Here is a 21,990-nt window from a genome sequence, read left to right as displayed (position 1 = left end):
ACAGGCGAACCGTCATGCTAGCGGATTATTGCCGCGGCGTGCTGTAGAGCTCGGGGCGCAGGTCGTGCAGGTAAGGGTTGTTGGCCCGCCCTTGCTGCACTCGCTGCAGGTCGAGGTCGGCGCTCAGCAGCGCGCTGTCACGACCGGCCATGGCCAGGATGCTGCCATCCGGGCCGACGATGCTGCTCTGCCCGCAGTAGTGGATTTCGCCTTCGCTGCCGCAGTAGTTGGCGTACGCCAGGTAGCACTGGTTCTCGTAGGCGCGGGCGCGCACGGTGACCTGGGCAATGAAGTCGAAGGGCACCATGTTCGCCGTCGGCACCAGGATCAGTTCGGCACCGGCCAGGGCCAGGCGCCGGGCGTTTTCCGGGAACTCGATGTCGTAGCAGATCAAAAAGCCCAGGCGCCAGCCGTTGAGCTCGACCACCGGAAAGTGATCGGGCCCCGGGCTGAACATCGCCCGGTCGAGGCCACCGAACAGGTGGGTCTTGCGGTAGTTGCACAGGCTGCTGCCGTGGGCGTCGATCAACTGCACGCTGTTGAAGATCTGCCCGTCCTCGGCCAGTTCCGGGTAGCCGTAGGCAATGGCGATGCGGTTGCTCTGGGCGATCTCCACCACGGCCATGGCCGAGGGGCCGTCTTCGGCTTCGGCCAGGCGCGCGACGGCTTCGCTGCCGATGTTGTAGCCGCTGAGGAACATCTCCGGGCATACCAGCAGTTCGGCGCCGCGGGCAGCGGCCAGTTGCGCCTGCTGGTGCAGGCGCTCGAGGTTGCCGGACAGGTCCAGCGGTTGCGGTTCGCCTTGGAACAGGGCGATGCGCATGGCGATTCTCCCGTCAGTCGGCCAGGGCGATCGGGCCGATTTCATTGAACACGTCGCCCGGGCCTGGGTTGTCCGGGTGGGTCTGGCCACCGAAGTGATTGATGATACCCCACACTGCATTGAGCGACGTTTGCACCGCGCCTTCGACCCAGGCCGGGGTCCACGACACATCGTCACCGGCAATGAAGATACCGCGCTGCTCGGCCGGCATGTCCTGCTGCATGAAGTGCGCGTACATGCGCTGGTTGTAGCGGTAATGGCCGGGCAGGGCGCCCTTGAAGGCGCCGAGGAAGTGCGGGTCGGCTTCCCACGACACGGTGATCGGGTCGCCGATGATGTGCCCGGCGATATCGACTTTCGGGTAGATCTTCTTCAGCGCATCGAGGGCCAGCTTGACGCGCTTTTCCACTGGGTGCGGGAGCATTTTCAGCGCATCGCTCATCCACGAGTACGACAGGCAGATCACCCCCGGCTTGTCGTCGCCGTTGTCGAACAGGTAGGTGCCGCGGGTCAGGCGGTCGGTCAGGGTCATGCTCATCAGGTCGCGGCCGGTATCTGGATCCTTGTCCTTCCAGAACGGCCGGTCGACCATGACGAAGGTCTTCGACGACTGCATGTAGCGGGTGCGGTCCAGGGCCATCCACATCTTCTGCGAGAACAGCGATTCTTCGCACTCGATCTGGGTGGTCAGCAGCCAGCTCTGGCAGGTGGTCAGCACCGCGGCGTAGTGGCGGGTGTCGCCCCAGGTGTCGGTTACCGCCAGGCGCCCGTCGCTGTCGCGGGCAATGCTTTTCACCCCGGCACGTGGCGCGCCGCGGTGTAGCGAGCTGAGGCTGGTGCCGGCCGGCCAGTGCGCGCAACGCTCCGGCACGTGGCGCCAGATGCCCAGCGGCACCTGCTCGACGCCGCCAACTACCAGGTGCTGGTGATCGTCGCAGTTGGTCATCACCACGCGGAAGATTTCCAGCATCGAGTTGGGGAAGTCCGAGTCCCAGCCACCGGTGCCGAAACCGACCTGGCCGAACACCTCGCGGTGCAGGAAGCTGAGCTTGGCGAAGGCTTTTGAGGTGGCGACGAAGTCGTAGAAGGTGCGGTCGTCCCACAGCGGTACCAGGGTGTTCCACAGCTCCTTGAGGCGCGGCACATCGCGGTCGCGGATGGCTTGCTGGATGTCGCCGAAGCGGGCGCCGTCTTCCAGGGCATCGGCCCAGGCGTCGGCAACCTCCTGGAACAACTTGGGCAAATCGGAGAGTTTTTCCGCGTAGTGGGTCTGGCCTTCGAGGTCGATCACTGTGCTGCCCGAGGCCGGGGTCAGCGGGTTGGGGAAGGGCTTGGTTTCAAGGCCGAGCTTGTCGACATAGTGGTAGAACGCCGTCGACGACACCGGAAAGCGCATGCCACCCAGCTCGGCGATGATCCCGTCACTGCCTTCGAAGGCTTGCGAGCGCAGGCGCCCACCCATTTTCGAAGCTTCGTAGACCACAGGCTTGAGGCCCAGCTTCATCAACTCGTAGGCCGCCACCAGCCCGGCGATACCGGCACCGACAATCGCCACTTCCTCTCCATGGCGCGCCGCCGGGATGCTACCCAGGCCGGCCGGGTGCTCGATCCAGTCGTCAAAGGCAAAAGGAAAATCCGGGCCGAAAATGGTGATGGGTTTCTTGCCGTCGGCGGGGTGACGATTGTTCTTGTTCATAAGTGACCTTGCCAGGCGCTGCGCGGGGTGCGGAGCTTGAGTATAGAAAAAACACTGGCGGTCATTTTAGGGGGCGGGGATTACGTAATTAAGATGCAGAGTGTCGTCGTTATGATTTTATGTAAGTCATTTTGACGATACTGATTGACTAAATGACGAGTCAGGCCAGCGCAGCCAGGTGCTCCACGGTTTCAGGGAATTTTTCTACCAGGCGAATCAGCGTCATTGCCTGGGCATTGGGGCGGGCCCGGCCCTGTTCCCAGTTTTCCAGGGTGCGGGCATTGGTGCGCAGGTACATGGCAAATACCGCGCGAGACATGTTCAAGCGTTCGCGAATAGCCACAAGCTCTTCGGCCGAGACGTCCATCAACTCGGCGAGCTGTACTTTATGCGAGCGCAGGGTCAGTTTGCCCTGACGCTCCTGGGCAAGGGCATCGAAGCCTTCGTTCAGTTCGGAAAAAACATCGCGTTTCATTTTATCTCCTCGCTTCGATTTGCAGATCGAGCATCTGTTTGAGCGAATGGCGTTGCGCAGGGCTCAGGTCGTCCAGTTGATCCTTGCCGTACAAGGTGAACAGCCAGAACTGTTGGCCGTTGCTCCACCAGTAATAGATGACTCGGATTCCACCGCGCTTGCCCTTGTGCCGCTGATCATCAGCAAAGCGAACTTTGCGCAAGCCCCCGGTCCCCTGGATGACTGAGCCGGCCTGAGGATTGAGCAGCAATACGAGCTGCAAGGCCCTCATCGCCTCGTCATCCAGGTAGTCACTGCGATAGCGCGCAAAGGCCGGTAGTTCGACGAAAAGTGCGTCCATGCTTTGTACGTTACCTGCGTATAGTTTGTGATTATCAAGCCTTGCCGTCAAGCGACGGGCCTGTAACCAGCCTATACGTGCCGCCGCTATGCATCCGGGGGGATGATTGCCTGGTGTGTCAAACCGGCTGCCCGCGATCCACCTTGCTGCTGAGGATGATCGAGGTGGTGGTTTTTTCCACGCCTTCAACGCTGCCGATCTGGTCGAGCAACTGGTCCAGTTGCTCGGGCGAGTCGCTGCGCAGCCAGGCGACGTAGTCGAATTCGCCGCTGACCGCGCACAACTGTTGCACCTGGCCCATGGCGCTCAGGCGCCGCACCACGTCCTTGCCCGAACGCGGTTGTACCTTGATCCCGACATAGGCCTGCAGGCCACCATCGATCAGGCGCTGACCCAGGCGCACGCCGTAGCCGCTGATGACCTTGGTCTTTTCCAGACGGGCCAGGCGCGAAGTTACCGTGGTGCGCGCGATACCCAGTTGCCGGGCGAGCGTGGCGACGCTTTCACGGGCGTTGATCTGCAGCAGCGAGATCAGCTGGCGATCGATTTCGTCGAGGGCGACGGGGCGGCTGTCGGACATGGGCACTCTCTGGCAAGAGCCGCTTTGCGCGGCTCATGGAATAAGCGCGATAGCCTATCCATTGCCCTCACCCTGGGGCAAGGCGTCTGTGCTCAGCGCGCCTTGAAGCAGTGCTCGGCCTGGGGGAAGCTGCCGTCGCGTACTTCCCGGGCATAGGCGGCCAATGCCTGGGCAATCTGCGGCTGAAGGTCGGCAAAGCGTTTGACGAAGCGCGGTAGGTATTCACCGAACAAGCCCAGCAGGTCCTCGGTGACCAGCACCTGGCCATCACAGGCAGGCGAAGCGCCGATGCCGATGGTGGGGATTGTCAGCTCTTCGCTCACGCGGCGTGCCAGGGGTTCGGCGATGCCTTCGAGCACCACCGAAAAGGCACCGGCGGCCTGCATGGCCAGGGCGTCCTGGCGCACTTTGGCGGCGCCCTGGTCGTCGCGGCCCTGGGCCTTGAAACCTCCCAGGCAGTTGACCTGTTGCGGCATCAGGCCGACATGGGCCATGACCGGAATCCCACGGCGGGTGAGGAATTCCACGGTCTCGGCCAGCTCTTCACCGCCCTCAAGCTTGACGCCCTGGGCACCTGTCTCGCGCAGCAGCCGGGCGGCGCTGAGGAAGGCCTGTTCGGGTGAAGCCTGATAGCTGCCAAAGGGCAGGTCGATGACCACGCAAGCGCGCTGGGAGCCGCGCATCACTGCCTGGCCATGGGCAATCATCATCTCCAGGCTGACTCCCAAAGTGCTGGGCAGGCCATATAGCACCATGCCCACCGAGTCGCCGACGATAATCACGTCGGCTTCGGCATCTACCCAACGCGCCATCGGCATGCTGTAGGCGGTCAGCACCACCAGGTTGCCAGCGCCCTTGCGTTGCTGGATGGCGGGCACGCTCAAACGGTTTTCACGCACATGGCTGCTCATCGGTCTCTCCTTGGGTTGTTCAACGAAGCGGGGCGCAGGCTACCATCGGCCTTCGTCGGCTCACTTGAGCAAAGGAGACAGGCATTGCCGCCAATGAGACAAAGCAGTGAAGTACCGCCGTTGCCGGACTTCCAGCAACTGCCGGGGCCGGTTTACCGGCGCATGTTTGCCATTCCGGCCGGCCATCGCGTGCAATTGCACAGACACCCCTGGGTGCAGTTCACCTACGCCAGCGCCGGGATCATGCAAGTGGTCACCGAGCAGCACAGCTACCTGCTGCCGCCGCAATGTGCGTTGTGGATACCGGCGGGGGTCGAGCACACCGCCTACAGCGACCAGACCATCGAGTTTCGCGGGCTGTACCTGGATGACTCGCTGCTCAATGGCTACCAGCGTCCTTGCGGTGTGGTGCAAGTCACGCCGCTGGTACGCGAGCTGATCGCCAAGGCCAACAGCTTTGCACCGCAATACCCTGCCCAAGGCGCCCAGGCGCGGCTGTTGCAGGTGCTGGTCGATGAGTTGCGCGAACTGCCCGAAGCGCCGTTCGGCCTGCCGCTGCCCAGTGATCCGCGCCTGCGCCGAATCAGCGAAGCCTTGCAGGCCAACCCGGCCGACAACCGCAGCATTGAAGACTGGGCGCAGCAGGTGGGGGCTTCGCGGCGCACCCTGGTGCGGTTGTTCCAGGCCCAGACGCAGTTGTCGTTCAGGGAATGGCGCCAACGCTTGCGCCTGTTGGCGGCCTTGCCGTTGCTGGCGCAAGGCATGAGCGTCACGGCGCTGGCCAATGAGCTGGGCTACGACTCGGTGTCGGCGTTCATCGCCTTGTTCCAGCGCCACTACGGCAAGACCCCGGGCTTGTGGGCGGCAGAATTGCGCAACTGACAGCGGGCACAGTGAGTTTTCATGAGGATTTTTTCGTTCTTAGCAATTTTAGTTGCAACTCTGGTCAGTGCGCCCTGGAAAACCAATAAGTGTGTATGGTGTGTATGATGTCGGAGCGAAGGGCAGTCACCACCAGTTCAAGCATCCAACCAAATCCGGCAGGGTCACAGTGCCCCACCCCAAGAGCGATATTCCAAAAGGAACCCTGAACAACATACTGAAGACCGCCGGCCTCAAGTGAGGCCGGTAACTCAGCTAGACCGGGGACGGTCGCCCGAGGGGCTCTCGTCTCTGCTCAAGGAGCAATGAATGAAGTTTCCAGTGGTCATCCACAAAGACCCTGAATCTGACTATGGCGTAACGGTACCGGACGTCGCGGGCTGCTTCTCTGCAGGCGAGACCGTCGAGGAAGCATTGGACAACGTCCAGGAGGCGCTGGCCCTGCATTTCGAATCACTGGTCACCGATGAAGAGCCATTGCCTCAGGGCCAGGCTATTGATGCTCATATGGGCAATCCCGATTATGCGGGTGGTGTGTGGGCGGTCGTTGATTTCGACGTGACCCCATACTTGGGTAAGTCGGTACGGTTCAATGCATCTCTGCCGGAGTTTCTGCTGCAACGCATCGACAACTATGTGAAGAATCACCCAGAACAGAAAAGCCGTTCGGGGTTCCTGGCGTCAGCAGCGTTGCGCGTACTGCAAGAAACGTCCCCCAACGTAAGAACATGAGTAACAGACCCGCCGGACTGGCGGTTTTGTTGTTGCTGGCTCAAGCGTAAGTGGTTTGAACTGTCCTCCAGTACGCCAGTCTGGGCCCCTGCATTGGCGAAAGTGGCCGACCATGGTGGGCGTTGATGTGGACAGTTTGTGGACGTTGGAACGCCGAAGTTTGTGAATCGAGAGTGGCTGGAAAAGACAAAAACCGCGCCATGCGCGGTTTTTTATTTGGTGGGCCCAGCAGGACTCGAACCTGCGACCAAGGGATTATGAGTCCCCTGCTCTAACCAACTGAGCTATAGGCCCCAGTGGACGCGGATTATAACGAGGGTTTCCGGGCTGTGCTATCCGAAAGATCTGAAAGTGCTATGCGAAGGAAACTCGCGGCAAATTCTTCGGGCGGCAGCGGCAGGCTGACGATGTAGCCCTGGATCTGCTCGCAGCCTTCGGCAGCGAGGAACTGCTGCTGAGCCTGGCTTTCCACCCCTTCGGCGATGATGGTCAGTTGCATGCTGCGGCCCAGGGCAATGATGGCGCGGGCAATGGCCGCGTCGTGGGGGTCGTCGGGCAGGCCGCGGATGAACGACTGGTCGATCTTGAGGATATCCAGCGGCAGGCGCTTGAGGTAGCTCAGCGACGAGTAGCCGGTGCCGAAGTCGTCGATCGCCAGTTGCACGCCCAGGTGCTTGAGTTGATGGAGGATGGCCAGGGCTTCTTCGGCCTGGCTCATGATGAAGTTCTCGGTGATTTCCAACTGCAGGTCGCCGGCCTTGAGCTGGTGGGTCTTGAGCAGTTGTTCGATGCGTTTGACCAGGCTTGGCTGGCGCAACTGAGCGCCGGCGAGGTTGACCGACAACGGGCCGAACGCCAGGTAGTTATGCTTCCAGACCTGCATTTGCCGGCAGGCTTGTTCCAGTACCCAGTCGCCCAGTTGCAGGATCATGCCGTTCTCTTCGGCCAGTGCAATGAAGTGCTCCGGCGGGACGTCGCCGAACGTCGGGTTGGTCCAGCGGATCAGCGCTTCGGCGCCGACCAGGCTCTGGGTCTTGAGGCTGAACTTGGGCTGGTAGCACAGGCTCAGTTCATTGCGCTCGATGGCCCGGCGCAGTTCGTGCTCCAGAGCGATGCGCTCGCTGGCCTGGGCGGTGAGGTCGCGGGTGTAGGACTCGACCCGGTTGCGCCCCTTGGCCTTGGAGCGGTACATGGCGGCGTCGGCGTTGCGGATCAGCGAGGCGACGTCGGTGCCGTCCTGTGGATAAAGGCTGGTGCCGATGCTGGCGCTGGTGAAGAACTCATGTTCGCCAGCCTGGAACGGTGCGCCGAAGCAGGCCAGCAGTTTGTGCGCGATGTGCTCGGCATCACTGGGCTGGTGCAGGCCGGGCAGGAGGATGATGAACTCGTCGCCGCCCAGGCGTGCGACGGTATCGATGTCGCGCACCTGTTCCTTGAGCCGCTGGGCGATGCCTTTAAGCAACAGGTCGCCGACCGGATGGCCGAGGCTGTCGTTGATGTGCTTGAAGCGATCGAGATCGAGAAACAGCACCGCGCCCTGGCGCTTGGAGGCCTGGGAACAGTTGAGCGCGGCCTGCAGGCGGCTTTCGAACAGGGTGCGATTGGGCAGGCCGGTCAGCGGGTCGTGATGGGCCTGGTAATCGAGCTTGGCCTGGGCGTGCTTGAGGCTGGAGATATCGGCGAACACCGCGACAAAGTGGGTGATGGCGCGCTCGCTGTTGCGCACCGCGCTGATGGTCAGCCAACTGGGGTAAACCTCGCCGTTCTTGCGCCGGTTGTGGATTTCGCCCTGCCAATGGCCCTCGGCCGTCAGTTGGTGCCACATGGCCACATAGAAGGCGCTATCGTGCTGGCCGGAGGCGAGCAGCCGTGGGGTCTGACCCAGCGCTTCAAACTCGCTGTAGCCGGTGATTTCGCTGAAGGCGCGGTTGACCGCACTGATGCGCTGGTCGATGTCGGTGATCAACACGCCTTCGGCGGTGTTCTCGAATACGGTGGCGGCCAGTTGCAGTTTTTCCTGCATCAGATGGCGCTCGGTGATGTCGCGGGCGATGGTCAGCATGCAATCGACCCCGGCAATCGGCAGCGGCCTGGCTGACAGTTCGCAGAGGCGGATCTGGCCGTCGCTGCGGCGGATATGGCAGCTGAAATCACGCACGAAGCCGTCGCGCTGGAGCATGTCCAGCAGCCGCCGGCGCTCGTTGAGGTCGACCCAGATACCCAGGTCCAGCGAGGTGTGGTCCAGCGACATGTGGGTGTCGTAGCCGGTCAGGCGGCAGAAGCCTTCGTTTACTTCGATCAGCAAACCGTCACTCTGGCGCGACAGCAACAGGCCGTCGGGGGAGGCGTGGAAGGCCTTGGCGAACTTCTCTTCGGAGGTCTGCAGCTGCTCCTGGGTTTCTTTCAGCTGGCTGATGTCGCGTACTGCCACTACCAGCGCCGGCGTGCTGTCGAGCTGGAAGGTCTCGGCGGAAGTCAGGCCGGTGAACAGCTGGCCGTTGCTGCGCCGGAAGAGCATTTCCAGGTTGCGGATGCTGCCTGCCTGCAAGCGCTTGAGCAGGTCCGGGCCAACGCCGTCGATGCCCCAGATGTTCAGCTCGGTGGCGGTGCGGCCCAGCACTTGCGCCGGGCTCAGGCCGATCTGTTCTTCAAAGGCCTCGTTGACTTCCAGCAGGCAGCCGTCGCTCATCCGGGCGATCACCAGGATATCCGGGCACTGCTGAAACACCGAGGCGAACTTCTGCTCCGACAGGCGCAGGGCTTCTTCGGCGTTCTTGGTTTCGCTGATGTCGATCATCAGCCCGCGCATCACTGGTTTGTGCCCGTGTTCGATGAGGCTGACGATATCGCGCACCCACAGGCTGCGGCCGTCGGCGCGGATTACGCGGTAATCAAGGCTGTGATCGCGGCCGGCGGCGGTTTCGCTGTCGCAATAGGCCTGGGCCCAGAGGGCGTCGTCGGGGTGGATGATGCTGTGCCAGAAGCCCGGGCGCAGCCACTGGTTCAACGGGTAGCCGAGCAGGTCTTCGGCATGGGGCGAGACGTAGCTGTAGGTGAAGTCGTTGGCGTCGGCTTCCCAGGCAATGGCCGAAAGGCTTTCGACCAGGCCGCGGTAGTGGTATTCGCTGCTGCGCAGTTCTTGCTCAAGGGCGATGCGCCGGGAAATCTCCGAGCTCAGGCGGCGGTTGACGCGGATCACCGCAGCAAGGATGGCGATCATCAGCAGCAGGGCGGGCAGGCCGTAGATCAGCAGGTCGTACCACAGCGTGCGGTGGTCAAGCACTTTGCCGACCCAGCGCTCCTGGATATTGCTGATTTCGCCGGGGCTCATGTCGGCCATGACCTTGTCGAGAATGCCGACGAGGATCTTCTGTTCCCGTGGCACTGCCATGGCCAGCTGATAGCGGTAGGGCGTTTCGCCGCTGACGTACAGGCCTTCGAGCTTGAGCTGACGCAGGCTCCAGATGCTCGAGGCAAGGTCGCCCACCACGGCGTCCACTTCATCGGTGGCCAGGGCCTGCAGCGCCGAGCTGACATTGGGCAGGGCCACCAGGTTGAGGTCCGGGTGGTGGGTGCGCAACAGCTCGTGGGGCGCGTAGTTTTCCACCACGGCGATCTTCAGGCCGTAGAGGTCCTTGATGGTCCGTGGTTGCGGCCCGCCATCATGGGCGAGGATGACGATCGGAAAATCCAGGTACGGGCGGGTGAAGGCCAGAAAGCTCTGGCGCTCTGGGGTCGACATGATACCGGGCAGCAGGTCGAGCTTGTTCTGCCGGGCCTGCTCGAGTACGGCAGTCCAGCTGATCGGCTCGATCGGCTTGAACTGCACGTCCAGGCGGTCCTGGATAAGGGCAATGTAGTCGGCGGCCAATCCCTGGTAGCGACCGTCCTGGTCCCGGTATTCAAAAGGTGGCCAGGATGCATCGACGCCCAGGCGCAGCTGCGGGTGTGCGCTGAGCCAGGCTTGTTCTTCCTCAGTCAGGGTCAAGGCGCCGGCAGTTGCACTCCAGACGAGCAGGAGAGCCAACAGAAGGGCCGGCATTCGGGGCATAACGGCCTCGTCACACAGGTGGATTGATTCGAGTGTAGACGGGCATTTCAGCGGCGGGGTAGTGGGCAAAGGCTGAAAAGCGCCGTTCGCCGGAAAAGAAAAACCCCGGCCTGGGCCGGGGTTTGTCATCACTCGTCGAGGAAGGAGCGCAGATGCTCGCTTCGCGTCGGATGGCGCAGCTTGCGCAGCGCCTTGGCTTCAATCTGACGGATCCGCTCGCGGGTCACGTCGAATTGTTTGCCGACCTCTTCGAGGGTGTGATCGGTGTTCATGTCGATACCGAAACGCATGCGCAGCACCTTGGCTTCGCGTGCGGTCAGACCGGAGAGCACGTCACGGGTCGCTTCCTTGAGGCTTTCGACCGTGGCCACATCGATTGGCGACTGCATGGTCGAGTCTTCGATGAAGTCACCCAGGTGCGAATCTTCGTCGTCACCGATCGGGGTTTCCATGGAGATTGGCTCTTTGGCGATCTTCAATACCTTGCGGATCTTGTCCTCAGGCATTTCCATGCGCTCACCCAGCTCTTCCGGGGTCGGTTCGCGACCCATTTCCTGCAACATCTGCCGGGAAATACGGTTGAGCTTGTTGATCGTCTCGATCATGTGCACCGGAATACGGATGGTGCGGGCCTGGTCGGCGATCGAACGGGTGATCGCCTGGCGAATCCACCAGGTGGCATAGGTCGAGAACTTGTAACCACGACGGTATTCGAACTTGTCCACCGCCTTCATCAGGCCGATGTTGCCTTCCTGGATCAGGTCGAGGAACTGCAGGCCGCGGTTGGTGTACTTCTTGGCGATCGAGATAACCAGACGCAGGTTGGCCTCGACCATTTCTTTCTTGGCGCGACGAGCCTTGGCTTCACCGATCGACATGCGACGGTTGATGTCCTTGATCTCGGCGATGGTCAGGCCGGTTTCGCTTTCGAGGTCGATCAGCTTCTGCTGGCAGGCCACGATGGCGTCGCTTTTCTCACCCAGGGCGGCAGCCCATTTGGTGCTGCGCTTGGCCAGGTCGCTGGCCCAGGTCTGGTCGATTTCGTTGCTCGGGAACAGGCGCAGGAAGTCGGCACGTGGCATGCGTGCGTCACGGACGCACAGTTGCATGATGGCGCGTTCTTGCTGACGCAGGCGGTCCAGGGCGCTACGAACGCGCTCAACCAGGGCTTCGAACTGCTTTGGTACCAGCTTGATCGGCATGAACAGCTCGGCCAGATCAAGCATCGCCTTGAGGCTGTCCTTGTGGCTGCGGCCGTTCTTCTTCAGTACCTTGAGGGTAGCGTTGAGCTGATCCTGGACGGCACCGAAGCGCTGTTGCGCGACGACCGGATCCGGACCGCTTTCGACTTCTTCCTCTTCGTCGCTGCTTTCCTCTTTCTCTTCCTCGTCGTCGTCAGCATCGGCCTTGGCCGGGGCTTTCGGGTCGATCGGCGGCGGCACTTCGGCCGGCGGCGCGATGCCGTCGTCCGGGTCGATGTAACCGCTGAGAACGTCGGACAGGCGGCCACCTTCGGTGGTGACGCGATCGTACTCGGAGAGAATGTGCTCGACAGTACCCGGGAAGTGGGCGATAGCACCCATGACTTCACGAATACCTTCTTCGATCCGCTTGGCGATTTCGATTTCGCCTTCGCGGGTCAGAAGCTCGACGGTACCCATTTCACGCATGTACATGCGCACCGGGTCAGTCGTGCGACCAATATCGGTTTCCACAGCCGCCAACGCTGCGGCGGCTTCTTCAGCTGCGGCTTCGTCGGTGTCGGCTTCGGCCAACAAAAGGGCATCCGCATCCGGAGCACTCTCGAATACGTTGATCCCCATGTCGTTGATCATGCGGATGATGTCTTCCACCTGCTCCGGATCTGAAATATCCTCTGGCAGGTGGTCGTTGACCTCCGCGTAAGTCAGGTAGCCCTGCTCACGACCGCGGGTGATCAACTCTTTGATGCGAGACTGCTGTTGCGCTTTTCCGGACATAACACCCTATCCACTGAAGGTCTTGGCGGGCAAAAAACAAGCCGAGGATTATACCCGAGCTAGGACCTCACGCGCCAGTTGAGGTCGGGGTTTGTGCGGGAACATTACGGCTTAACAGGTCACGCAGCTGATTTTTTTCCTCTGCGCTCAAGTCACTTTGACGTGCTTTCCTGAGCAGATGTTCCAGGCTGCGCTCGCGTTGGCGAGCGGACAAGCTAGTTATGGTGTCGAAAAACTGTTGTTCAAGGTTATCGGCATCGATCAGCCATTCCTTTTCTGCCAATGCCCTTAGCAGGCGGCCCTGTTCGGTGCCATGCCAGCGGGCGATCAACTGTAGTGAGCGTAGCTCAGGATTTTTCTGCAATGCCTCGAGCAGGGCCACCAGCAGCTGGGCATAGACGTGTTCTTCAGCCGCCAGCTGGCTGGCATCTTCGACCTTTTTTGCCAGCTGCGGGTGATGCAGCAGGGTACGCAGGGCGCTCAAGGTCGGCGGTTCTACCGAGGTCGGTACCCGTGGTGGCGCATCCTGGCGCTGGCCATTGCGCTCCCAGGGTTTGCCCTTCTTGTCCCAGGGTTTGCCTTCCCACTTTTTCTTGCCGCCCTTGTTCGGCGTCCACTGCTGTTGCTGCGGCGCATACTCGGGCTGGTGAAAATCAGCGTAATCCGGCGTGTAGTCGGGAATCGCGTCGTAATCGATGCCCGGGTCGTAACTGGGTGGAGCTTCAACGGGCGCGCTGTGCGCCAGTTGTTCGACCTGCTGGTTGTCCAGGCCGGTGATTTCCTTGAGGCGATTGCGCATCAATGCGCGAAGATTCGCCCCGGGCACTTTTTCGATCAACGGTGCAGCGAGGGTGGCCATGTGTGCCTTGCCCTCGAGCGAGCGCGGGTCAGCTTCCTCGGTCAACTGCTGGAAAAAATAATCGGCCAGCGGCTGCGCATGCTGATTGATGCGCGCGCGGAAGGCATCAGTGCCTTCGGCGCGTACCAGGGTGTCGGGGTCTTCGCCTTCGGGCAAAAACAGAAAGCGCGCCTTGCGCCCGTCCTGCAGGCTCGAAAGCGTTGCTTCCAGGGCGCGCCAGGCGGCGTTGCGGCCGGCCTGGTCGCCGTCGAAACAGAACAGCACGCTCGGCACCACGCGAAACAGACGCTTGAGGTGCTCTTCGCTGGTGGCCGTGCCCAGGGTTGCCACCGCGTTGCGCAAGCCTTGCTGCGCGAGGGCGATGACGTCCATGTAGCCTTCGACCACGATGATCTCGTCGAGGTTGCGGTTGAATTTGCGCGCCTCGTACAGCCCGTATAGCTCCTGGCCCTTGTGGAACACCGGGGTTTCCGGGGAGTTGAGGTACTTGGGCTTGTCGTCGCCCAGAACCCGGCCGCCGAAGGCGATGACCCGGCCGCGGCTGTCGCGGATCGGGAACATCACCCGGTCGCGGAAACGATCGTAGCGCTTGCCGGATTCGGCGTTCTCGATCAGCAGGCCGGCGTCGATCATGGCCTTTTGCTGCAGGGTATCGCTGCTCAAGTGCTTGAACAGGTTGTCCCAGCCGGGCGGGGCAAAGCCCAGGCCGAAGTCGCGGGCGATCTCGCCGGACAGGCCGCGGCCCTTGAGGTAGTCGACCGCAGATTTGCGCGTCGGATGGCTGCGCAGTGCCTGGCGATAAAACTCGGCGGCTGCTTCAAGCAGCGGGTAGAGCGGTGAATCGACCGGTTGCCGGGGTTTGTGACCACGCCCGCTTTCTTCGCGGGGGATCTCCATGCCGGCGGCCTTGGCCAGTTCCTCGACGGCCTGGGGGAAATCCAGGTTGTCGTGGTCCATGATGAAGCCAAGGGCGTTGCCGCCCGCGCCGCAGCCGAAGCAGTAGTAGAACTGTTTGTCGGGGCTGACGCTGAAGGACGGGGTCTTTTCCTTGTGGAACGGGCAGCAGGCCGTGAGGTTCTTGCCAGCTTTTTTCAGCTGCACACGCGAACTCACCACATCGACGATGTCGGTACGGTTAAGCAGGTCGTCGATAAAACTCTGGGGAATCAGCCCGGCCATGGCACTCTCATCATCAGGCGATAAGCAAGTGTAATCGCTAATGCGGCGGGAACGGCTGCGCGTTCGAGCGATGTCGAATGGCGTAACACAAAATACGGAAAGACGTGCTCGTCTGCAGCCGGTGAAGGCTCGTCAGGAAGGACGTGCACAGCTGGCGTTGCGGCCAGTTCTGACGATTCAGGCAGGTTGTCCATGCTGCAGGGCAACAGGACGCCTTGGGCCCGAAGGCCAAAGGATCAAGCAACAACTGCCGGCAGCCCGGCTGTGGGCCGGGCGAGGCAGAAGCTTGCGACGGACGTCTGTATTAGTACAGACGAACGGCGCGGCGCTGTTCGCGCTGAACTTTCTTGGCGTGACGTTTAACAGCGGCTGCTGCTTTGCGCTTACGCTCAGAAGTCGGCTTCTCGTAAAATTCGCGGCTACGAACTTCAGCCAGAACACCGGCTTTTTCGCAGGAGCGCTTGAAACGACGCAGAGCTACGTCGAAGGGTTCATTCTCTTTAACTTTGACGGCTGGCATCCAGAGCTACCTTCATTCATTACCGGGGTCAACGAACTCGTGGCAAAAATGTGCGCTGGAGAACGTCGGTTTTTAAGGGTTGCGGATGTTAACCCTTAGCCGACCGGAATGCAAAGCCTCTGATCGAAAACCGCTGGTCGGCGTCGGGAGCGGGGACTATCATGCGCGCCTTCGAATTCAGCCTCAACAAGGCACGGACCCATGCTAGTACTGGGATTGGAAACATCCTGCGACGAAACCGGCGTCGCATTATACGACAGTGAACGCGGCCTTTTGGCCGATGCATTGTTCAGTCAGATCGACCTGCACCGCGTCTATGGCGGGGTAGTGCCGGAGCTGGCCTCGCGTGATCACGTCAAGCGCATGCTGCCGTTGATCCGCCAGGTGCTGGCCGAAGCCGACTGCGTCGCCACCGAGATCGACGCCATCGCCTATACCGCAGGCCCCGGCCTGGTCGGCGCACTCCTGGTGGGCGCTTCCTGCGCCCAGGCCCTGGCCTTTGCCTGGGGGATTCCGGCGCTTGGCGTGCATCACATGGAAGGTCACCTGCTGGCGCCGATGCTCGAAGAGCAGCCACCCGAGTTCCCGTTCGTCGCCTTGCTGGTGTCGGGCGGGCATACCCAGTTGGTGCGCGTCGACGGTATCGGTCAGTACGAGTTGCTCGGCGAGACCCTCGATGACGCCGCCGGCGAAGCCTTCGACAAGACCGCCAAGCTGATCGGCCTGCCGTACCCGGGTGGCCCGGAGATCGCTCGCCTGGCAACCCAGGGCGTGCCCGGGCGCTTTGTCTTCCCGCGGCCGATGACCGACCGCCCGGGGCTGGATTTCAGCTTCAGCGGCCTGAAAACCTTTGCCCTCAATACCTGGCAGCAGTGCCAGAGTGCTGGGGACGACGGTGAGCAAACCCGTTGCGACGTGTCGCTGGCCTTCCAGCAGGCGGTGGTGGAGACTTTGACCATCAAGTGCAAGCGAGCCCTCAAGCAGACCGGCCTCAAGCGCCTGGTGATCGCTGGCGGCGTCAGTGCCAACAAGGCCTTGCGCGCTTCGCTGGAAGACATGCTGGCTGGCATCAAGGGTAATGTGTACTACGCCCGGCCGCAGTTTTGCACCGATAACGGCGCCATGATTGCCTACGCCGGCTGCCAGCGTCTGGCCGCCGGGCAGCAGGAAAGCCTGGCGATCAGCGTGCAGGCGCGCTGGCCAATGGAGCAACTGGCGCCGCTGTGAAGCTGAGCGTTGCTCATGCAGTGGATTCAGAAATGCCGTTCGCGTCCGGCGAAAAGGTCGCGTAGATTGCCGCGGTGACGCCAGACGATCAGCACGGTCAGCACGCTGATTGGCAGCAACGCTTCCGGCTCGCGCCAGGCCAGTAGTGGCAGGGTCAGTGGCGTTGCCACCAGCGCCGCCAGCGAGCTGGTGCGGGTCAGGTAGAAGGTCAGCAGCCAGGCGCTGATGGCCAGCAAGGCGGCTGGCGGGTAAAGCCCCAGCAGCATGCCGGCGGCGGTGGCGACACCTTTGCCGCCGCGAAAGCGGAAGTACACCGGAAACAGATGGCCAATCACCGCGCACACGCCGATCCAGGCCTGTTGCTGCAGGTCGAGGCCAGCAAGATTGGCGACCAGCACGGGCAGCAGGCCCTTGCACAGGTCGCCAAGCAGGGTCAGGACCGCCAGTTTGCGGCCGGCCAGGCGCAGCATGTTGGTTGCACCGGCATTGCCTGAACCGCTCATGCGCGGGTCCGGGCTGCCATTGAGGCGGCTGAGGACGATGGCAAAGGACAGAGAGCCAAGCAGGTAGGCGCACAGCGCCAGTAACCAAAACATGCTAACCATTCCGGGCGAGGACGCCCTAATTCTAACGGCGCAACGCGCCCTTGTCGTGCTGTGGAGAGAAGTGCTTGGACAGAGTGTTCATCGAGGGGCTGGAAGTCGATACCGTGATCGGCGCCTATGACTGGGAGCGCGGAATCCGCCAGTGCCTGCGCCTGGACCTGAGCTTTGCCTGGGATAACCGCCCGGCCGCAGCCGGAGACGACCTGACCAAGGCCCTGGACTACGCCAGCGTGTCGGCGCGCATCCAGGCGTTTGCCGAGCAGTCCGAGTTCCAGTTGGTGGAAACCTTCGCCGAGCGCCTGGCGGCGGTGCTGATGAGCGAGTTCCAGATTCCCTGGTTGCGCCTGAAACTGACCAAGCCTGGCGCGGTACCGGCCGCCACTGGGGTCGGCGTGGAGATCGAGCGCGGATGTCTCTGAACAGGGTTTACCTCGGGCTGGGCAGCAATATCGAGCGCGAGCGGCACTTGACCGCCGGGCTCGATGCCCTGGCCGAAATGCTCACCGACATGCACTGTTCGGCGGTGTTCGAAAGCCAGGCGGTGGGCATCAAGAGCGGACCGTTCTTCAACCTGGTGGTCAGCGGTTTGACCGAGCTGCCGCTGATGGAACTGGATCGCCGGCTCAAGTTCATCGAGGCCGACAATGGCCGCTACGCCCCCGAGCGCAAAGGTCTGCCGCTGGATATCGACGTGCTGATGTACAACGACCTGCATGGCAGTTTCGACGGGCTGGTATTGCCGCGGGCAGAGATTCTCAAGAACGCATTCGTGTTGTGGCCGCTGGCGTTGATTGCGCCAGCGCTTAAGCACCCGGGTGCCGGCAAAACCATGAGCCAGCTGTGGGCCGAGGCGCAAATCGAGCAAGTGCTGGCGCCGGTGCCGTTCGAGTGGCGTGGGCAGCAGTTGACCGGTCTTTAGCTTCGATCGCGGGGCAAGCCCGCTCCCACAGGATTGTAGGAGCGTACTTGCCCCGCGATAGGTTCAGCGCCCGAGACCTTCCTTGTACGCCTTCAACGCCTTCAGCCGCTCGCCCTTGAGCGCCTCGCCCAGCGCCTGCCCGGTCAGCCCTCGTTGCACCAGCGGTTGCACCTGCACTGCACGCGCCGCCGCCGCTGCGCCGCGCAGGTAATCAGCCTGTGGATAATCACGTTGCTCCAGGCCCTTGCGGCCCCGGGCGTCCATCTCGCAGGCGACGATAAACTCCTCGAAACGCTGCGGCCGGCGGTACACATCGAAGCTTTGCAGTAGCTCCAGCAAGGTCGAGGCGCGCAGTTCCAGGGCCCGGTGGCAGTGGGTGTGATATTCCCCGACCAGCAAGGCCAGTTCCTGGCATTCACGGGGCGCCTTGAAGCGCTGGTTCACCGCCTTGATCAACTTCAGCCCGCGTCGCTCGTGAGCGATGTGCCGTGGCCATTCTTCCTCTGGGGTAAGGCCCTTGCCCAGATCGTGCAGCAAACAGGCCCAGCGCACGCTCAGGGGCTGCTGGTGCAGGGCGGCTTGCTCGAGCACCGAGAGGGTGTGGATGCCGCTGTCGATCTCCGGGTGATGGGCCTCAGGCTGCGGCACACCGAACAGCGCATCGAGCTCGGGCATCAGTTGCTTGAGGGCGCCACAATCGCGCAGCACCTGGATGAATACCTGGGGTTGGTCCTCCATCAGCGCCCGGGCGATTTCCTTCCAGCTGCGCTCGGCGGTCAGGGCTTGCAGTTCGCCTGAATCTCCCAGTTCGCGCATCAGCTCGATGGTTTCCGGGGCCACGCTAAAGCCCATGCCGGCATAGCGCGCGGCAAAGCGGGCGACGCGCAGCACGCGCAAGGGATCTTCGGCGAATGCCGGGGAAACATGGCGCAAAATTCGGGCTTCTAGGTCTTTCTGGCCGTTATACGGGTCGCAGATATTGCCCTCGTCGTCCTCGGCCATGGCATTGATGGTCAGGTCGCGGCGGATCAGGTCCTGCTCGAGGGTAACCTCGGGGCTGGCGTGGAAGGTGAAGCCGCCATAGCCGCGTCCGCTCTTGCGCTCGGTGCGCGCTAAGGCGTATTCCTCACCGCTTTTGGGGTGCAGGAACACCGGGAAATCCGCCCCGACCGGGCGATAGCCCAAGGCTTGCATTTGTTCCGCCGTGGCGCCGACCACGACCCAGTCGATATCACTGACCGGCCTGCCGAGCAGGCGGTCGCGTACGGCGCCGCCGACTTTGTAGATCTGCATGTAGAACCTCCGTTGATGCCACAGGATAACCTGTCTGGCAGCAACGGAGGGCGTGCTAGAGGTGCACTACCGCCAGGTCCAGGCGACCATAGTCAGCTTCGCCGTGCTCGCCTTTGGGCGGCACATGGTGGGTTTTCATCACCTGCTCGCCCTGCAGGGTCTCCAGGTGGATGTCAAAGCCCCAGAGGCGGTGCAGGTGCTTGAGAACCTCCTCGGTTGAGTCGCCCAGGGGTTTGCGGTCGTGTTGCTGGTGGCGCAGGGTCAGCGAGCGGTCGCCGCGACGGTCGATGCTCCAGATCTGCACGTTGGGTTCACGGTTGCCGAGGTTGTACTGGGCGGCCAGGGTCTCGCGGATAATCCGGTAGCCACTTTCGTCGTGGATGGCCGGTACCAGCAGGTCTTCGCGCTGATCGTCATCGAGGATGCTGAACAGCTTTAGGTCGCGGATTACCGTCGGCGACAGGTACTGGAGAATGAAGCTTTCGTCCTTGAAGCTGCTCATGGCGAACTTGATGGTCGACAGCCAGTCACTGCCGGCGATGTCGGGGAACCAGCGGCGGTCCTCTTCGGTAGGGTGTTCGCACATGCGGCGGATGTCGCGGTACATCGCAAAGCCCAGGGCATAAGGGTTGATGCCGCTGTAATAGGGGCTGTCGAAGCCTGGCTGGAACACCACGCTGGTGTGCGACTGCAGGAACTCCATCATGAAGCCTTCGGTCACCAGGCCTTCGTCATACAGATCGTTCATCAGGGTGTAGTGCCAGAAGGTTGCCCAGCCTTCGTTCATCACCTGGGTCTGGCGCTGCGGGTAGAAGTACTGGGCGATCTTGCGCACGATACGCACGATTTCACGCTGCCAGGGTTCGAGCAGCGGCGCGTGTTTCTCGATGAAGTAGAGGATGTTCTCCTGGGGTTCGGCCGGGAAGCGCGCGTTGTCGCGGTCGCTGTTCTTGTCGGCGCCCTTGGGAATGGTGCGCCACAGGTCGTTGATCTGTTTTTGCAGGTGCTCTTCGCGTTCCTTCTGGCGGCGCCGCTCTTCTTCGGCGGAGATCGGGTAGGGCCGCTTGTAGCGGTCGACACCGTAGTTCATCAGCGCGTGGCAGGAGTCGAGCAGGTCTTCGACGGCATCGATGCCATGGCGTTCTTCGCACTGGGTGATGTACTGCTTGGCAAACACCAGGTAGTCGATGATCGAGCTGGCGTCGGTCCAGGTGCGGAACAGGTAGTTGCCCTTGAAGAAGCTGTTGTGCCCGTAGCAGGCGTGGGCAACCACCAGGGCCTGCATGCAGATGGTGTTTTCTTCCATCAGGTAGGCGATGCAGGGGTCGGAGTTGATCACGATCTCGTAGGCCAGGCCCATTTGACCGCGGCTATAGGACTTTTCAGTGCTCAGAAAGTGTTTGCCGTAGGACCAGTGGTGATAGCCCAGCGGCATGCCGACGGAGGCGTAGGCGTCCATCATTTGCTCGGCAGTGATCACCTCGATCTGGTTGGGGTAGGTGTCCAGGGCGTAGCGCTCGGCCAGGCGGCTGATTTCCCGGTCATAGGCCTGGATCAGTTCGAATGTCCATTCGGACCCGGTAGAAATAGGGTGGCGCTTCTGCTCTCTAGCGGTCATGTCACTAACCTGCGCTGGAAGAGTTCACGGAAGACCGGATAGATATCGCCGGCCGACACCAGCTGCTGCTGGGCGAACGTATCGGCAAAGGCTTCGCCGATACGCTCATACTCGTACCACAATGCCTGATGTTCGCGAGGGGTGATCTCAACGTAAGTGTAGTACTGGACGAACGGCATGATCTGCTTGGTAAGAATCTCGCGGCAGATCGGCGAGTCGTCGTTCCAGTTGTCGCCGTCCGAGGCCTGGGCGGCGTAGATGTTCCATTCATTGGCCGGATAGCGTTCTGCCATGATCTCCTGCATCAGCTTCAGGGCGCTGGAGACGATGGTGCCGCCGGTTTCCCGAGAGTAGAAAAACTCCTCTTCGTCGACTTCGCGGGCGCTGGTGTGATGGCGGATGAACACGACTTCGATCTTGTCGTAGTTGCGCTTGAGGAACAGGTACAAAAGGATGAAGAAGCGCTTGGCGATGTCCTTGGTGGCCTGGGTCATGGAGCCGGAAACGTCCATCAGGCAGAACATCACCGCCTTGGAACTGGGGTTGGGTTGCTTGACCAGCAGGTTGTACTTGAGGTCGAAGGTGTCGAGGAACGGCACGCGGTGGATGCGCGCGCTCAATCGCTCGATTTCCGCTTCAATTTCCTGAATATCGCCGAAGTTGTCCGGTTCTTCGCGCTTCAGGCGCGCCAGTTCTTCCTGCGCCTCACGCAGTTTTGCCCGGCTGCTGCCGGACAGGGCGATACGCCGGGCATGGGCTGAACGCAGGGTGCGGATGATGTTGATGCGTGACGGGTTGCCTTCGTTGCTGATACCGGCGCGCACGGTCTTGAAGGTGTCGGTGCCGGTCAGGTGACGTTTGACCAGGTTGGGCAGTTCGAGGTCTTCGAACATGAACTCGAGGAATTCTTCCTGGGTAATCTGGAAGACGAACTCGTCCATGCCTTCGCCAGAGTTGCCGGCCTTGCCGCGGCCGCCGCCCCCGCCGCCCCCTTGCGGACGGGCGATATGCTCGCCCGCGGTGAATTCCTTGTTGCCAGGGTGCACCACGGTCTGCTTGCCGCCGCGGCCATGGTGCAGCACCGGCTCGTCGATGTCGCGACCGGGAATGCTGATCTGCTCGCCATGCTCCATATCGGTGATGGAGCGGCGGCTCACGGCCTCCTCGACGGCCTTCTTGATATGGTCACGGTAACGCCGCAAAAAGCGCTGGCGGTTGACCGTGCTCTTGTTCTTGCCGTTCAGGCGTCGGTCGATCACATAGCTCATAGGCCCCTCCGGGAGTAGGCGGTAGCTGCAAGC

The 21,990-nt window shown here is 61.9% G+C and carries 20 protein-coding genes and 1 tRNA gene; 6 read left to right on the top strand and 15 right to left on the bottom strand.

Annotation, left to right across the window (positions count from 1 at the left end; translation table 11 throughout):
• Positions 1 to 25 precede the first annotated feature (25 nt).
• The 6 genes from LOY37_RS25010 to panB form a co-directional block, all read right to left on the bottom strand.
• Positions 26 to 823: a carbon-nitrogen hydrolase family protein gene (locus tag LOY37_RS25010; RefSeq protein WP_093378922.1), complete on the bottom strand. Its 798-nt coding sequence runs from the start codon at positions 821 to 823 to the stop codon at positions 26 to 28.
• A gap of 13 nt (positions 824 to 836) precedes the next feature.
• Positions 837 to 2,519 carry an NAD(P)/FAD-dependent oxidoreductase gene (locus LOY37_RS25005; protein WP_045199243.1) on the bottom strand — a complete coding sequence of 561 codons (1,683 nt, stop codon included), beginning with the start codon at positions 2,517 to 2,519 and terminating at the stop codon, positions 837 to 839.
• Between the two features lie 160 nt (positions 2,520 to 2,679).
• On the bottom strand, positions 2,680 to 2,994 hold the full coding sequence (locus LOY37_RS25000; protein ID WP_258608324.1) for a DNA-binding transcriptional regulator: 315 nt from the start codon (positions 2,992 to 2,994) through the stop codon (positions 2,680 to 2,682).
• A 1-nt stretch (position 2,995) separates the two neighbouring features.
• Complete coding sequence (locus LOY37_RS24995; RefSeq protein ID WP_258715940.1) at positions 2,996 to 3,334, bottom strand: toxin; 339 nt, start codon at positions 3,332 to 3,334, stop codon at positions 2,996 to 2,998.
• Between the two features lie 118 nt (positions 3,335 to 3,452).
• Positions 3,453 to 3,914 (bottom strand): Lrp/AsnC family transcriptional regulator, encoded by a 462-nt coding sequence (locus LOY37_RS24990; protein ID WP_038998420.1) that lies wholly within the window; start codon positions 3,912 to 3,914, stop codon positions 3,453 to 3,455.
• Positions 3,915 to 4,006: 92 nt separating this feature from the next.
• Positions 4,007 to 4,825 (bottom strand): 3-methyl-2-oxobutanoate hydroxymethyltransferase, encoded by an 819-nt coding sequence (gene panB / locus LOY37_RS24985; protein WP_258715939.1) that lies wholly within the window; start codon positions 4,823 to 4,825, stop codon positions 4,007 to 4,009.
• Positions 4,826 to 4,918: 93 nt separating this feature from the next.
• Between panB and LOY37_RS24980 the strand changes: the two genes are divergently transcribed.
• From LOY37_RS24980 to LOY37_RS24970, 3 genes are all read left to right on the top strand, one after another.
• Positions 4,919 to 5,707 carry a helix-turn-helix domain-containing protein gene (locus LOY37_RS24980; protein ID WP_258715938.1) on the top strand — a complete coding sequence of 263 codons (789 nt, stop codon included), beginning with the start codon at positions 4,919 to 4,921 and terminating at the stop codon, positions 5,705 to 5,707.
• Between the two features lie 67 nt (positions 5,708 to 5,774).
• On the top strand, positions 5,775 to 5,948 hold the full coding sequence (locus LOY37_RS24975) for a type II toxin-antitoxin system HicA family toxin (protein ID WP_258717225.1): 174 nt from the start codon (positions 5,775 to 5,777) through the stop codon (positions 5,946 to 5,948).
• A 68-nt stretch (positions 5,949 to 6,016) separates the two neighbouring features.
• A complete protein-coding gene (locus LOY37_RS24970) occupies positions 6,017 to 6,439 on the top strand; it encodes a type II toxin-antitoxin system HicB family antitoxin (protein ID WP_258715937.1) in 423 nt (140 codons plus the stop codon).
• Between the two features lie 217 nt (positions 6,440 to 6,656).
• Here LOY37_RS24970 and LOY37_RS24965 read toward each other — a convergent pair.
• From LOY37_RS24965 to rpsU, 5 genes are all read right to left on the bottom strand, one after another.
• A tRNA-Ile gene (locus LOY37_RS24965) sits at positions 6,657 to 6,733 on the bottom strand.
• A 13-nt stretch (positions 6,734 to 6,746) separates the two neighbouring features.
• Positions 6,747 to 10,490: an EAL domain-containing protein gene (locus LOY37_RS24960; RefSeq protein WP_258715936.1), complete on the bottom strand. Its 3,744-nt coding sequence runs from the start codon at positions 10,488 to 10,490 to the stop codon at positions 6,747 to 6,749.
• Between the two features lie 128 nt (positions 10,491 to 10,618).
• Entirely contained in the window at positions 10,619 to 12,469 is a 1,851-nt protein-coding gene (rpoD, locus tag LOY37_RS24955; RefSeq protein ID WP_045199259.1) for an RNA polymerase sigma factor RpoD, read from the bottom strand.
• Positions 12,470 to 12,536: 67 nt separating this feature from the next.
• Entirely contained in the window at positions 12,537 to 14,507 is a 1,971-nt protein-coding gene (gene dnaG, locus LOY37_RS24950) for a DNA primase (RefSeq protein ID WP_258715935.1), read from the bottom strand.
• Positions 14,508 to 14,811: 304 nt separating this feature from the next.
• Positions 14,812 to 15,027, bottom strand: coding sequence for a 30S ribosomal protein S21 (gene rpsU / locus LOY37_RS24945; protein WP_002551877.1), 216 nt, complete (start codon positions 15,025 to 15,027; stop codon positions 14,812 to 14,814).
• Between the two features lie 201 nt (positions 15,028 to 15,228).
• Here rpsU and tsaD point away from each other — a divergent pair, with 201 nt between their 5' ends.
• Positions 15,229 to 16,254, top strand: coding sequence for a tRNA (adenosine(37)-N6)-threonylcarbamoyltransferase complex transferase subunit TsaD (gene tsaD, locus LOY37_RS24940; RefSeq protein WP_038998431.1), 1,026 nt, complete (start codon positions 15,229 to 15,231; stop codon positions 16,252 to 16,254).
• Between the two features lie 26 nt (positions 16,255 to 16,280).
• Here the strand turns inward: tsaD and plsY are convergent, their stop codons facing one another.
• The gene (gene plsY, locus LOY37_RS24935) at positions 16,281 to 16,850 is read right to left on the bottom strand and encodes a glycerol-3-phosphate 1-O-acyltransferase PlsY (RefSeq protein ID WP_045199269.1); all 570 of its coding nucleotides are present in this window, start codon (positions 16,848 to 16,850) and stop codon (positions 16,281 to 16,283) included.
• Between the two features lie 74 nt (positions 16,851 to 16,924).
• Between plsY and folB the strand changes: the two genes are divergently transcribed.
• Positions 16,925 to 17,278 carry a dihydroneopterin aldolase gene (folB, locus tag LOY37_RS24930; RefSeq protein ID WP_045199271.1) on the top strand — a complete coding sequence of 118 codons (354 nt, stop codon included), beginning with the start codon at positions 16,925 to 16,927 and terminating at the stop codon, positions 17,276 to 17,278.
• The gene (folK, locus tag LOY37_RS24925; RefSeq protein WP_213603086.1) at positions 17,269 to 17,778 is read left to right on the top strand and encodes a 2-amino-4-hydroxy-6-hydroxymethyldihydropteridine diphosphokinase; all 510 of its coding nucleotides are present in this window, start codon (positions 17,269 to 17,271) and stop codon (positions 17,776 to 17,778) included. The genes folB and folK overlap by 10 nt, the downstream gene beginning before the upstream one ends.
• A gap of 63 nt (positions 17,779 to 17,841) precedes the next feature.
• Here the strand turns inward: folK and LOY37_RS24920 are convergent, their stop codons facing one another.
• The 3 genes from LOY37_RS24920 to LOY37_RS24910 are packed head-to-tail and all read right to left on the bottom strand — an operon-like array spanning position 17,842 to position 21,957.
• The gene (locus LOY37_RS24920; protein WP_258715934.1) at positions 17,842 to 19,071 is read right to left on the bottom strand and encodes a multifunctional CCA addition/repair protein; all 1,230 of its coding nucleotides are present in this window, start codon (positions 19,069 to 19,071) and stop codon (positions 17,842 to 17,844) included.
• 55 nt (positions 19,072 to 19,126) lie between these two features.
• Complete coding sequence (locus tag LOY37_RS24915; protein ID WP_045199277.1) at positions 19,127 to 20,689, bottom strand: SpoVR family protein; 1,563 nt, start codon at positions 20,687 to 20,689, stop codon at positions 19,127 to 19,129.
• On the bottom strand, positions 20,686 to 21,957 hold the full coding sequence (locus LOY37_RS24910; protein WP_045199279.1) for a YeaH/YhbH family protein: 1,272 nt from the start codon (positions 21,955 to 21,957) through the stop codon (positions 20,686 to 20,688). The genes LOY37_RS24915 and LOY37_RS24910 overlap by 4 nt, the downstream gene beginning before the upstream one ends.
• Positions 21,958 to 21,990: the final 33 nt, after the last annotated feature.

Source organism: Pseudomonas sp. B21-012 (genome assembly GCF_024749305.1).
Lineage (GTDB): Bacteria > Pseudomonadota > Gammaproteobacteria > Pseudomonadales > Pseudomonadaceae > Aquipseudomonas.
Note: the sequence above shows the minus strand (reverse complement) of the source record. Positions and strands in the feature narration are given on the sequence as shown.